15 protein-coding genes are annotated in these 13393 nt (G+C 36.9%); 12 read left to right on the top strand and 3 right to left on the bottom strand.

Annotation, left to right across the window (positions count from 1 at the left end; translation table 11 throughout):
* Positions 1–151: 151 nt before the first annotated feature.
* The 10 genes from V0410_RS09190 to V0410_RS09145 all read left to right on the top strand — a co-directional run bounded on the left by V0410_RS09190 (position 152) and on the right by V0410_RS09145 (position 10076).
* The gene (locus tag V0410_RS09190; RefSeq protein WP_330747238.1) at positions 152–1420 is read left to right on the top strand and encodes a mechanosensitive ion channel family protein; all 1269 of its coding nucleotides are present in this window, start codon (positions 152–154) and stop codon (positions 1418–1420) included.
* Between the two features lie 160 nt (positions 1421–1580).
* A complete protein-coding gene (locus V0410_RS09185; RefSeq protein WP_330747237.1) occupies positions 1581–2300 on the top strand; it encodes a pyridoxine 5'-phosphate synthase in 720 nt (239 codons plus the stop codon).
* A 123-nt stretch (positions 2301–2423) separates the two neighbouring features.
* Positions 2424–3203 carry an alpha/beta fold hydrolase gene (locus V0410_RS09180; RefSeq protein WP_330747236.1) on the top strand — a complete coding sequence of 260 codons (780 nt, stop codon included), beginning with the start codon at positions 2424–2426 and terminating at the stop codon, positions 3201–3203.
* A gap of 116 nt (positions 3204–3319) precedes the next feature.
* Positions 3320–3556, top strand: a complete 237-nt coding sequence (locus V0410_RS09175; protein WP_227944394.1) for a microviridin/marinostatin family tricyclic proteinase inhibitor — start codon at positions 3320–3322, stop codon at positions 3554–3556.
* Between the two features lie 50 nt (positions 3557–3606).
* Entirely contained in the window at positions 3607–3831 is a 225-nt protein-coding gene (locus V0410_RS09170; protein ID WP_110010111.1) for a microviridin/marinostatin family tricyclic proteinase inhibitor, read from the top strand.
* Positions 3832–3904: 73 nt separating this feature from the next.
* Entirely contained in the window at positions 3905–4861 is a 957-nt protein-coding gene (locus tag V0410_RS09165; protein ID WP_330747235.1) for an MvdC family ATP-grasp ribosomal peptide maturase, read from the top strand.
* Complete coding sequence (locus tag V0410_RS09160) at positions 4854–5858, top strand: MvdD family ATP-grasp ribosomal peptide maturase (protein ID WP_330747234.1); 1005 nt, start codon at positions 4854–4856, stop codon at positions 5856–5858. The genes V0410_RS09165 and V0410_RS09160 overlap by 8 nt, the downstream gene beginning before the upstream one ends.
* A gap of 258 nt (positions 5859–6116) precedes the next feature.
* Positions 6117–7130: an NAD-dependent epimerase/dehydratase family protein gene (locus V0410_RS09155; RefSeq protein ID WP_330747233.1), complete on the top strand. Its 1014-nt coding sequence runs from the start codon at positions 6117–6119 to the stop codon at positions 7128–7130.
* The gene (locus V0410_RS09150; RefSeq protein ID WP_330747232.1) at positions 7127–8893 is read left to right on the top strand and encodes an AMP-dependent synthetase/ligase; all 1767 of its coding nucleotides are present in this window, start codon (positions 7127–7129) and stop codon (positions 8891–8893) included. The genes V0410_RS09155 and V0410_RS09150 overlap by 4 nt, the downstream gene beginning before the upstream one ends.
* Before the next feature lie 124 nt (positions 8894–9017).
* Positions 9018–10076: a diphosphomevalonate/mevalonate 3,5-bisphosphate decarboxylase family protein gene (locus V0410_RS09145; RefSeq protein WP_330747231.1), complete on the top strand. Its 1059-nt coding sequence runs from the start codon at positions 9018–9020 to the stop codon at positions 10074–10076.
* 46 nt (positions 10077–10122) lie between these two features.
* Here the strand turns inward: V0410_RS09145 and V0410_RS09140 are convergent, their stop codons facing one another.
* Positions 10123–11163, bottom strand: coding sequence for an endonuclease/exonuclease/phosphatase family protein (locus V0410_RS09140; protein ID WP_330747230.1), 1041 nt, complete (start codon positions 11161–11163; stop codon positions 10123–10125).
* Between the two features lie 150 nt (positions 11164–11313).
* On the opposite strand from V0410_RS09140, the gene V0410_RS09135 reads away from it, so the two are divergent.
* Positions 11314–11754, top strand: coding sequence for a nuclear transport factor 2 family protein (locus V0410_RS09135; RefSeq protein WP_330747229.1), 441 nt, complete (start codon positions 11314–11316; stop codon positions 11752–11754).
* 33 nt (positions 11755–11787) lie between these two features.
* Positions 11788–12165: an SMU1112c/YaeR family gloxylase I-like metalloprotein gene (gene gloA2, locus V0410_RS09130; RefSeq protein WP_330747227.1), complete on the top strand. Its 378-nt coding sequence runs from the start codon at positions 11788–11790 to the stop codon at positions 12163–12165.
* 4 nt (positions 12166–12169) lie between these two features.
* Here the strand turns inward: gloA2 and V0410_RS09125 are convergent, their stop codons facing one another.
* Positions 12170–12553 (bottom strand): DUF1634 domain-containing protein, encoded by a 384-nt coding sequence (locus tag V0410_RS09125; protein WP_309421921.1) that lies wholly within the window; start codon positions 12551–12553, stop codon positions 12170–12172.
* Entirely contained in the window at positions 12553–13383 is an 831-nt protein-coding gene (locus V0410_RS09120; protein WP_076597404.1) for a sulfite exporter TauE/SafE family protein, read from the bottom strand. Before V0410_RS09120 ends, V0410_RS09125 begins: the two co-directional genes overlap by 1 nt.
* Positions 13384–13393: the final 10 nt, after the last annotated feature.

Raw genomic sequence — 13393 nt, 5'->3', positions numbered from 1 at the left:
TCAATTGTAATGGTAGGCTGTAGAAGATTTAATATTTTTTAATACAATCGGTATGTAATTTTTATTAAATATTTTCTGATGAATACCTTTTGGGATGAAAATTGATTGTGAATAGTAAAATGATGATTCTTAATTTCATAAATTTGCTGTAATGAATGACCAGTTACAAGAAACCAAAAACTTTATACAGGAGCTGAGCGAGCAGCTTTACATCTATATTACCCGGATTTCACCAGCCGGGCTCGACTGGGTTTTTCATATCATTGTCAAACTGAGTCTACTTCTTGTCCTGTTTTTTATTACTGATTTTATCTTTAAATTCATTATCAATTCAGTATTCAGGTTATTTTATAATGAGCAGAAGTTTCCCATTTTAAAATCTATTTATCAGTCGAAGATCACCAATTCTGTAGCCCATTTTGCTGCTTTGACTGCGGTTGCGGGGATACAGGGATCTATATTTCCTGAAAATGCACTCCCGAAGACCACCATTTTTATCATAAGATGTATCAATCTTGGATTGGTATTGATATTAGCAGGAATGCTCTACAGATCGCTGACCGCATTCAGAAATTATTTCAGCATCAAACAGGATTTCTACAAAATTATGGCGCTGAATGCTATTTCAGAAACTGTAAAGATTTTAGGACTCTTTATATTTACAGTGGTTGGTCTTTGTGTGATTTTTGGGATCAAAGGAACCACCATTGTAGGAAGTCTGGGGGCTATTACAGCTGTTCTGGTATTGGTTTTCCGAGATACTATTTTAGGATTTGTTACAGGTCTTCATGTGGCTACTTCTAAAAACTTAAAAGTAGGGGATTGGGTAAGTATTCCCAAATACAGTATTGAAGGGAATATCACGGAGATCAACCTGTTGACGACTAAAATCACCAATTTTGATAAAACGGTTTCTACAATTCCGACCTATGATCTGATGACCACTGAGATCAAGAATATGCAGGTGATGTCTGAATCTAATACCCGAAGAATAAAAAAATCAATCTACTTTAATATCAATTCTTTTAAGTTTCTGACGGATGAAGATGTTGAGCGCTTAAAGGAAATTAACCTTATTTCAGATTATCTGGAAGAAAGAACTTCAGAAATTAAAAAAGAAAAGGAAAGTCTTGAGCATAAAGATAAAATTGTGAATGGAAGACAGCTTACCAATATTGGTGTTTTCAGGTATTATGCACAGAAATATATTGAAAATGATCCTGATATTGATAAAAACGGAACCCGCATGGTTCGCCAGCTGGAGATTACCCCACAAGGGCTTCCGCTTGAAGTATACTGTTTTGCCAATGATTCCAAATGGGAACGTTTTGAGGAGATTCAGGCCGATATTTTTGACCATTTACTGGTGGCTTCAAAAGAATTTGAACTTCAGGTGATGCAGGTAAGCGTGAAAGTGTAGACGTTAGAAACTGGATATTAGAAGTTAGAGGCTAAGCTCTTTTACAACTGGTGGTCAGGCAATATAATAAATATAAAATTTAATAATGGTATGAAGGTATAATGGAACTTATAATAATAATTTGTTATCTAACTTCTCATATCTAACATCTAAAATAACAATGACAAAACTAAGCGTAAACATTAATAAAATTGCGACGTTAAGAAATGCAAGAGGAGGAGAAACCCCAAGTGTGACAGAAGCTGCTGTAAAAATTCAGGAATTCGGAGGACAGGGAATCACCATCCATCCAAGACCTGATGAAAGACATATTACAAGAAAAGATGTCTATGATCTTAAGCCGTTGGTTACCACTGAGTTTAATATTGAAGGAAACCCTCATCAGGATTTTATTGATATGGTATTGGAAGTAAAACCTGAGCAGGTAACGCTGGTGCCGGATGCTGATGATGCCATTACCTCCAATGCCGGCTGGGATACCAAAAAACATCTCGATTACCTTACAGAGATCATTGCAGAATTTAAAAAAGCGGGAATCCGTACTTCTGTTTTCCTTGATCCTTTACCGGAGCTTGTAGAATATGCGGCCAAAACTGGAGCAGACAGGATAGAGCTGTACACCGAAGCTTATGCAAAAAACTATCTTACCAATAAAGAACAGGCTATAAAACCTTATTACGACACTGCTGTTGAAGCGACAAATTTCGGGTTGGGAATTAATGCAGGACATGATCTGAGCTTAGAAAACCTGAAATATTTCTCAGATACCATTCCGAACCTTCTGGAAGTATCTATCGGGCATGCTTTGATTTCTGAAGCACTTTATATGGGATTGGAAAATACAGTTCAGGCTTATCTGAAGAGACTGGCAAAATGGTAATTAATAAGAAATCAGAAGTTAGAGATGAGAAGTTAGTACAACTTCAATGATATTAAAAATAGCATAAACAGATTATGCATGATTTATCTAACTTCTAGTTTCTCACATCTAACTTCTAAAAATATGGAAATTTTAAACTCAAAAATATTCGGCGAAAATGTAACGAATACGCCGCTTCTTGTATTTCACGGGCTATTCGGAATGCTCGACAACTGGGGAAGTTTCGGAAAGGATCTGGGAGAATATCTTCCGGTACACCTGATCGATCTTCGAAACCACGGAAGAAGTTTTCACTCAGACAACATGTCTCACGATGACCTTGCAGATGATATTGCCCGTTATATGGATCATTACGGAATTCAAAAAGCACATGTTCTAGGGCATTCTTTAGGCGGAAAAGCAGTAATGCAGTTTGCTATAAAATATCCTGAACGTGTTGAAAAACTGATTGTTGTAGATATTTCACCTAAGGCATATCCGCCGCATCATCAGGGAATTATCAAAGCACTGGAAACCGTTGATTTCAATACGGTAACTTCAAGAAACGAGGTGGAAGCAGTTCTGAATCAATATATTCCCGAAAGATCTACCGTGCAGTTTCTGACGAAAAATCTGTATTGGGATGACAATAAAAAACTGGGCTGGAGATTCAACCTTAAAACATTATCTGAAAAATATACTGCATTTGTCTCCAATGCCATTAAATTCGGAGTTTTCGAAGGTGATACACTGTTCATTGCCGGAGCAAAATCCAATTACATCCTGCCACAGGACGAATTTGGTATCAAGCAGCAATTTCCTAAAGCTAAAATAGTGACGGTGAAAAATGCTGGGCACTGGGTACAGGCAGAAAATCCGGTTGATTTTGCAAATGTTGTTAAGGAATTTCTTGGTTTAAATTAATTTTATACTTTGATTTTTAATATTATGTTAAAATTTTATTAAAAACATATATTATTTCTCCATGAGTTGAAATTTTTGTACTTTGGATTTTCAAAAAACAATAAAAATATTAACTTATGGAAAACAAAAATTCAAAAAAGAAGCCATTTTTTGCATCATTTTTAGAAAAACAGGTTAAAGATCCTGAAACAGTAAAAGGTGGAGGTATTACTTCTGTATTGGCAGATCAGATTACTACATCCCTGCAGGATCAGATCACAACTCCTCTTAAGGATAATGTTACTACGCCTGATAATGACAATGTAACGATGAAATATCCTTCAGACGGTGATGAGGATGTTTTAGAAGTATGATAATGTACAAGCATTAAGCTAAATTATAATCCAACCAAAACTAAAACATTATGAAAAGCAACAACTCAAAGAAGAAGCCGTTTTTCGCATCATTCCTGGAAAAACAGGTGAAGGATCCCGAAACTGTAAAAGGAGGAAGTGACATCACACTTGCTGAAACAGATTTGATTACAAAGCCGACAATAGACACGGTAACCTCTCCAAAAGATGATATGATGCACACGCTGAAATATCCATCAGACGGTGATGATGATACAATCACTATTCCACTATAATAAGTAGAATATTCAATAAAATAATAGGGGAAACTTAAATAGTAAGTTTCCCTTTTTAATAAAAAACCGGCAAATGATTCTCTGCATCACCCACTCACAGGATTTTTATAATATTGATCTCTTTTTCGGATATCTTAGCTCTAAAAACATTCCCTTTTTCAGACTGAATTCTGACCGCCTGAACCATCTTCAGAAAATCAGTATTCATGAAGATTCATTTGAATTGACTGACGAATCAGGAAATACCATTCATTCTGATGATATCAAAGGCGTATGGCACAGAAAAGCCTGGAAGATCAGTGCTCCCGAAGAGCTGGATCAGGATTATGAAAAAATCTTTCTCAACGAATATGGAAGTCTGAGGTATAATCTGATAACAGCTTTAGAACATATTCCCTGGATCAACCCTTATGAAAGTGAAAAAAAAATAGACGGTAATAAGATCTTTCAGCTGAAAATTGCACAAAGAAATAACTTAACCATTCCCAAAACCATTTTTTCCAATGATGAAGAAAAAATAACGACATTTTTTTATCAATACTGCCAGGGAAAAGCCATAGCGAAGCTTCACGGAGTTACCGCAAAAACAATGTCAGGGGAAAATATGATTTCCACTACAGTTATTGAAGAAGAATCCCTGGAACATCTTTCAGATATCGCTTACTGTCCGATGATTTTTCAACCCTATATCGACAAAGAATATGAATTACGAATCGTGTATGTAGACGGTGAGTTTTTCACAGGAAAAATCAATAACAGTGAAAATGCGGATTGGAGAGTAGCCCGTGAAGGATATTTCTGGGAAGCCTACGAATTACCTGATGCTATTAAAGCCAATCTCACTTCCATGATGAAAGAAATGGGACTTTATATAGGAGCGATCGATATGATCAAAGGAAGAGACGGGGCGTATTATTTCCTTGAAGTCAATCCTCAGGGAGAATGGGGAATGCTTCAGAAAGAACTGGGATTTCCCATTGCAGAAAAAATTGCCGATAACCTTATCAAAAGAATTAATTTCCATGAATAAAATTTTAATAATTACCCATACCGCAGATAACTTTTCCATTGAGAAAGTAACAGAATACATTGAAAAAAATAATTGTGAAGTTATTCGCTTTGATGTAGACGTTTATCCATTACAAAACAAACTATCCACTATTTTCCAGGATGGAGAATGGGTAAGTTACCTTGAAACGCCTGAAACAAAACATCGTTTGGATGATATTTCTGCCATATGGTACAGAAGAGCTTACAATATCGGAAAAGGATTAAAGGAAGAAATGGACTCTAAATTTTACGGTGCGGCTATGGGAGAAATCAGAAATACCCTTTTTGGTTTCTTCGAATCTGTGGATACTTATTCTCTGGGAAAACCAAGTGTTTACAGAAGACTCGACAGCAAGGAAGAACAATTGAAAATTGCAGATAAATTAGGTCTGACGATTCCGGCAACCTGTCTTACCAATAATCCTGATGAAGCAAGGAAATTTATTGTAAAACATCAGAATGTGGTTGCCAAAATGCAGACCGGTTTTGCCATTTATGAAGATGGAATAGAAAATGTTGTGTTTACCAATGTTGTTGGCGAAGATAAACTGGAAGAACTGGATTCATTGCTGTATTGTCCGATGCAGTTTCAGCAGATGATTCAGAAGAAAAAAGAACTTCGTATTACCATTGTGGGAAGAGACGTTTACGCATTCGAAATAGATTCCCAGCAGTCTGAAGATGCCAAAATAGACTGGAGAAAAGACGGTGTTAATTTGATTGATAAATGGAGCAGAACAGAACTTCCGGCAGATGTAGAAGCAAAACTGCTTGAACTGCTTGATACTTATAATGTAGATTATGGAGCCATAGATATGATTGTTTCCCCTGAAGACGAATATTATTTTATCGAGATCAATGCGGCAGGAGAGTTCTTCTGGCTGGATAATCTTACAGAAGGAAACCTTATTTCCAAAAGCATTGCAGATGTTCTCTGCGATAAAGCGCCAAGAAGAAATAATGAGGTAATGGCGTAAGCAATAAAGAATTTTAAATATAAAAAGTCCTGAAAGTTGTCAATTCTTTCAGGACTTTTCAGTTGGATACCCTTTTGTGATTTAAATTTTCAGGTTTGTGGTATTCGGAATGATAATATTGGTTAAATTAAGTTGAATTATGCTTTAAAAATCGCAAATTTGCAAAAACGGTTTTTCCAAATAATTTTTACCGATCCGGAAGCATTGCCGGATAGAAAATATTGTTATATTTTAGTCAGCAATCAAGTAAAATAATTAATGATTTTTGTAACGGGGGCTACCGGAATTCTGGGAAGAATAATTGTACTGGAACTTCTTAAAAGAGGGAAAAATGTACGTGCTTCCAAACGGCCGGGCAGCAATTTAAACGAAGTAAAGCATTCATACAGCTTTTATACGGAGAATCCTGACGATTTTTTCAATAAAATTGAATGGGTAAACGTAGATTTTGATGATCTCGATTCTTTAAAAACTGCACTGCAAGGCGTAGATGAGGTGTATCACTGTGCTGCCAAAGTAAGTTTTCATCCAAAAGATGAAAAAGAAATGTACCATACCAATATTAAAGGTACGGAAAATCTTTTGTTTGCCTGTGAAGGATCCGACGTTAAAAAATTCCTTCATGTAAGTTCTGTTGCCGTTCTTGATAATTTTAATGAAAAAGGAGAACTGGATGAAGATTCTGACTTTAATCCAAAACTGGAACATTCTGCCTACGCAATCTCCAAGCATTTATCCGAAATGGAGGCATGGAGAGCCTCTGCAGAAGGACTGAATGTGGTGATCATTAATCCCGGCATGATCGTAGGAAGCGGAAACTGGAACCAAAGCAGCGGTGAGCTTTTCTCAACCTTTGAAGACAATAGCTTTACCTTTTCAGGAGGCTCTGCGTATGTTGATGTAAGGGATGTAGCCAATACGGCTATAGGATTAATGGAAAATAACCTTTTCGGAGAACGCTTTATTATTGTTGCTGAAAATAACAGATATGCAGACCTTGCCAAACAGGTAAGAACCCGCCTGGGACTTAAAGATGCGAGAATTCTTTCACAATCTGTACTCAATATCGGAAGAATAGCCAACACCCTTTTTGGATGGCTGATTCCCAAACTAAGGATGGTAACCCAATCAAATATTGAGGCCATCTCTTCATTCAACACCATTTCCAATCACAAAGTCAGAGAAAAACTGAACTATCAGTTTATTCCCGTAAAAGAAAGTATAGACTTTCACCTGAACAATTATATTAACGACAAAAAGCTGAAGAAATGAATCTTGCAGAGGCAATTATCCTTAAAAATGTAGAAAAACATCCTATAAAAGCGGCCATCGGATTTAAAAAGAAAGATGCCTGGAAAGAGCTGAGCTGGAAAAAATTCAGTGAAATTATTTTTAAAACAGCCAATGCTTTAAAAGAATCCGGTGTTCAGGAGAATGACAGAGTCGCGATTTATTCAGACAACTCATCAGAATGGATGATCATGGATCTGGCTTCAATGGCTATCGGGGCAGTTACAGTACCCATTTATTCCACGAATAATGCTGAGCAGGCAGAACATATCATCAACGATTCCGGTGCTAAAGCCGTTTTGGTAGGAAACCAGATGCAGTACGATGCCTGTCTTGAGTTTTTACATAAAGAAGAAAATAACCTGGAAACGATTATTGTTTCCAAAAAAGCAGTGTGGATCAAGAAAGAATTCAACAGTTTTTATCTTGAAGATTTCATTGCAAAAGCTTCACCCGAGCTGGAGATCTGTAAGAAAGAAAATGATGATACGGCCACATTGATCTATACTTCCGGAACTACCGGAATTCCAAAAGGAGTAATGCTTACCCACGGAAATTTCATCAAAGCATTCGACTCACACTTTGAATTTTTTAAGTTTAAAAACTTTGAAGAAGAACTTTCATTGGCATTCTTACCTTTAAGCCATGTATTTGAAAGAAGCTGGAGTTTACTTTGTTTGTACGGTGGTGCCCGTGTGTATTTCCTTGAAGATCCGAAAAATGTTGCCAAAGCACTGGAAGAAGTAAAACCTACCGCCATGTGTGCCGTACCAAGATTTTTCCAGAAAGTATATGCCGGAGTTCTTGAAAAAGCGGAAGAAGGTTCAGCTCTGAAAAAGAAAATCTTTGACTGGGCGCTTAAAACCGGATGGGAAACCGCAGAATTAAGAAGAAATGAAAGGCCGGTTCCTTTTGGATTAAAATTCAAAGAATCTATAGCTGATATGTTGGTTTTCAGTAAAATTAAAAATAAAATGGGTGGCAGACTTTGGTTTTTACCTTGTGGTGGAGCTTCATTGTCGCCAGAGGTTACCCGTTTCTTTGAGTCAGTGGGCATTCACGTAACTGTTGGATATGGATTAACGGAAACTACGGCAACATTGACACTTTTCCCTTTAACTCACTTTGAGCATGGAACCAGTGGAAAGCCTCTTCCGGGAGTAGAAATGCGTATCGGAGAAAATGATGAAATCCAGGCCAAAGGGAACGGAATCATGAAAGGATACTACAATAAACCTGAAGAAACCCAGAAAGTATTCACAGAAGACGGATGGTTCAAAACCGGTGATGCCGGAAAGTTTGATGAGAAAGGAAACCTGATCATCACAGACAGAATTAAAGACCTGATGAAAACTTCCAACGGAAAATATATTGCTCCGCAACAGATCGAAAACCTACTGACCAATAATAATTTTATCCAGCAGATTATGCTGATTGCGGAAGGAAGACAGTTTGTTTCAGCACTGATCGTTCCTAATTTCGAATTTTTACAGGACTATATTAAGAAAAATAATATTCCTTTTACCAATTGGGAAGGTGCTGTAAAAAATGAGAAAGTAATCGATCTTTACAAAGAAAAAATCAAAGAATTACAAAGCCACCTGGCAGATTATGAAAAAGTGAAGAAATTCACGTTAATGCCGGCAGAATTTGATATCAACACAGGAGAAATTACTCCCACCCTGAAAGTCAAAAGAAATGTGGTGATCAAAAAATATGCGGATATTATAGAGAAGATGTATTAAAAATTTTAATCTCCTTTTCACATCAATTACAACTGAAGATGTGAAAATTCCCCTCTTTTGGTGGGGTGGCGAAAATTCAAAGAATTTTTGACGGGGTGGTTCAAAATATGACTTAAAGTAAACTATGACAACACAGGATTTTATAGGAAAAGAAAATTTCACCATTCATACCCAAACGGTTTCGGAAAGCTGTCCGTCCAATATTGCCCTGATTAAATATTGGGGAAAATATGCTGATCAGATTCCTGCTAACCCAAGCATCAGCTACACGTTAAACCATTGTAAAACTAATACTTCAATGGAATTTACTGGGAATGAACCTTTTTCAGTACAAACTTTTCTGGCTGGAAATGAAGAAGTGAAGTTTGCCGAAAAAATTGAAAAATATTTCAGAAATATAGAACAGTATCTTCCATGGATTCTGAAAGGAAAATATATCATCAGAACAGAGAATACATTTCCGCATAGTTCCGGGATTGCAAGTTCGGCTTCAGGATTTGGAGCGATTGCAAAATGTCTTATGGCGTTGGATGCTTCGTTTACAGGAAAAACGTCTGGAGAAGAATCTTTGAGAAAAGCTTCATTCCTGGCAAGATTGGGAAGTGGAAGCGCATGCCGGAGCTTGTATAACGGACTTGTAGTGTGGGGTGAAACCGATGAGGTAGAAGGAAGTTCAGATTTGTTCGGAGTACAGTATCCCGATGCTGAAATTCATGAAGTATTCAAAAATTTTAATGATTGGGTTCTGTTAATCCATGAAGGGCAGAAGAGTGTTTCTTCAACAGTAGGACACGGCCTGATGAAGACGAATCCTTATGCAGAAAGAAGATTTCAGGAAGCAAGGGAAAACTTTGTTCCCATGAAAGAGATCCTGAAAAACGGAGATATGGAACGTTTTATCAAGCTGGTAGAACACGAAGCACTTACATTACATGCCATGATGATGATGAGTGATCCTGCTTTTATCCTGATGAAAACAGGTACTTTGGAAGTCATTAATAAAATCTGGGACTTCAGAAGAGAAACAGGACTTCCACTATTCTTTACCCTGGATGCAGGAGCTAATGTTCACCTTCTGTTTCCAAATAATGGATCTGAAGAACAGATTAAAACCTTCATTGAAGCTGAATTATTACAACACACTCAAAAGAATGGAGTAGTGAAGGATATAATGAAATTTTAATAAGAATAAATATTCAATAGGAGTGGGCTTTAGCCCACTTTTTTTATTAATCTTCAGTAACAACTGCTTCCCGTTCTCCATCTTCTTTCTTTCCTTCCTCGATCATGATTTCAGCCTCTGCTTTTTCTTCAGCAGTTGCTGTTTCTATCAGTTCTTCCTGTTCATCGTTGTGATGATCTATGAAAAACTCGCAGTATACCGGAAGGTGGTCTGACCCAAAATTTTCCAATGTTTTCAGCTGTTGGATAAAAATATCCTCACTGTGAAACATCAGATCGATAGGGAATCTTAAAAGACGGTATTTGGCATGAAAAGTAGAAACGAAAGAATGCCCGATTCTGGGATCTATCAGGTGGCTTGTTTTTCTGAACAAGACAGATGATCTCGACCAGGCAACATTATTGAAGTCTCCTACGACAATAACAGGTTTTTTGATATCTTTTACACGCTTGGCTGTACTTAGAAGATCGCCGTCTCTTTCCTTTGATGTTTCTTCTTCCGTAGGACTTGGCGGCGGCGGATGAACTCCAAAGAAAACAAAAGAAAAGCCATCAGCAGTTTTCATATGGATCTCTATGCTCGGAATATCATCAGCTACAAAATAATGGGTTTTCGCTTCTTTAATCTCAACTCTTGAATAAAAATGCATTCCATAGGTATTTTCAAGAGTTACTTTGTGTTGGTAGGAATATTCTTTTTCCAGAGGTCTCATTGCTTTCTCCCAGTCACTGTTACTTTCCATCGTCATGAAAAAATCAGGGTTATGTTTTTTAACAAGCCCTATGAATTTCTCATACTCTTTATTGAACTGATAGACATTGGCCGAAATAAAATGCAGTTTATCAGAAGACCTGTGAAGTTGTCTGTGTTTTTTTACAGGATAAAAGTGGGTGTATTTAATGAGTGTTTGACCGTGATGAATAAACATGACCAGCAGAAGCCCCTGATAATACCAGAAATATTCTGTAGAGTCTGTGAAAAAGCCTAATACGAAAGTAAAGAAGATAAGGTAGGTAACCTGTATTTTGGCAAATTCAGGAACTCTGAATATCCAGTGGGAATGCTGAATTTTCGGCAGTATTGTCATGACCATAAGAAGTATGGCCAGAATCAGATAAATAATCCACATATAATAGCTCTGATATAATTGGGTTACAATTTAAGGAAAATGAATTTTAAAATTTGTTAATCAATTTAATTTTTATTTTATCTATTTTTAATTATCTAAATCTATACTATGAATAAAATAATGGCATTTCTTGTTCTGATTAGTATTTCGTGCTTCGGCCAGCAGAATACAGATATTGAAAAACCTATCCGAAACCTGTTCCTTGGTATGAAAAATGCAGATCCTGAGTTGGTAAAATCCGCTTTTGCAGAGAGTGCAGTACTTCAAACCATCACAAAAGACGGTACTGTAAAAAGTGATGGTATTTCGGATTTCATCACTTCGGTTTCAAAATTTACAAAAGGAGATCTGGATGAAAGAATTATAGTGGAAGCCATTCATACAGATGGAAATCTTGCAACTGTGTTTACCCCTTATTCTTTTTATTTAAAAGGAAAATTATCACACTGCGGAGCCAATAGTTTTCAGCTGGTAAAGCAGAATAATGAATGGAAGATCCAGTATATTATTGATACGAGAAGAAAGGATAACTGTAAAGAAATACAATAATAAAGTTCAATTGAAAATCAGGTTAAAATAAAAATGAAGATTCACCATATTGCCATCATCTGTTCAGATTATGCCGTTTCAAAAAAGTTTTATACGGAAATTTTAGATCTGCATATCATCCGTGAAGTATACCGTGAAGAAAGACAGTCTTATAAACTTGATCTTGCTATAGGAGATCATTATGTGATTGAGCTGTTTTCCTTTCCCGATCCTCCCCAACGTCCGTCACGTCCCGAAGCATGTGGTTTAAGGCATCTCGCTTTCTCGGTAGAAAATGTCACTGAAAAACGAAATGAACTGGTAGAAAAAGGATTAATCTGTGAAGAAATCCGCATAGACGAATTCACCGGAAAAGAATTTTTCTTTACCCAGGATCCAGACCAGCTGCCGTTAGAGTTTTATGAAATATAAAAAATTAGTGCGCGTAACCTGCAAAGAAACTCACCGCCATAATCGCTAAAACAATAGAAGAAATGACTACATATACGTAGTCTTTTTCTTTTAAATAACCTATTAAAGCGAAAACAATTCTCATAAGAGGAGTGAAGATCAGCAAAAGAATACCCAGCTGAATAATAGCCATTCCTTCTCCTTTGCACAGGGAATCCCAAAAATGACCCCATACTTTTTCAGAAGAAGTACCTACCACAAGGCTGGTATATTTTTCAGGCATTTTAAAACCTTCGAAAAATAACTTGATAAAACCGATCAATGATGTAGCCACAGACAGAATAACACCCAGTCTCAGAAGATTTCCTACCGAACGGTTCAGATCTACATCTGTAAAATTCTTTTTCATTATCTGAAACTTTTGTTGATACCGTTATACATCATATAAATAGAAAGAATGGTAATCACGATGGCAAAAAATACTTTTAATTTTTTGGTCTTCGATACCATCAGGGTTTTTGAGCCGATAAAACTTCCGATAACAACACCAATCAATACTGGTGCTACAATGACAGGAATAATCTCACCTCTCTGGAAATAGATCAGGGCACTGGCTACTGCCGTTACTCCGATCATAAAATTACTGGTGGTTGTAGATACTTTGAAAGGAAGCTTCATCATATTGTCCATCGCCAATACTTTCAATGCACCGGAACCTATTCCCAGAAGTCCGGACATGGCTCCTGCAAACATCATCATCAAAAATCCGGGAACTGTATTTCTTGCAGAATAGCTTTTCAGTACTCCTTTATCAGGAAATGTTCCGTACAATTTCAGTTTTTCCTCCAGACTTCCTTTTACCAAAGGTTCCTGGTGATCAGGTTTCCCTTTAAGATTTAAAATAACGGTTAAAAGAAGGATACTTGCGAAAATAATTCCGATTGTATTGGGGTTAAGCATTCCTGAAACAAGGGCTCCAATAATAGCACCTGCTGTGGTAGCTATTTCGAGAAACATTCCGATTCTCATATTGGTAAAACCTTCTTTTACAAAGGCTACAGCCGCACCGGAAGAGGTCCCGATCACAGAAATAAGTGAAGCACCGATAGCGTAATGCATTGGAACGCCGAATCCCAGCGTTAATAAAGGAATGATGATAACTCCTCCTCCTAAACCCGTAAGTGAACCTAAAAGACCCGCCGAAATTGCGCCAAGGAAGAGTATGATGATTTCTGACATACTACAAATA

Source organism: Chryseobacterium sp. CP-77, assembly GCF_036362765.1.
Lineage (GTDB): Bacteria > Bacteroidota > Bacteroidia > Flavobacteriales > Weeksellaceae > Chryseobacterium > Chryseobacterium cupriresistens.
Note: the sequence above shows the minus strand (reverse complement) of the source record. Positions and strands in the feature narration are given on the sequence as shown.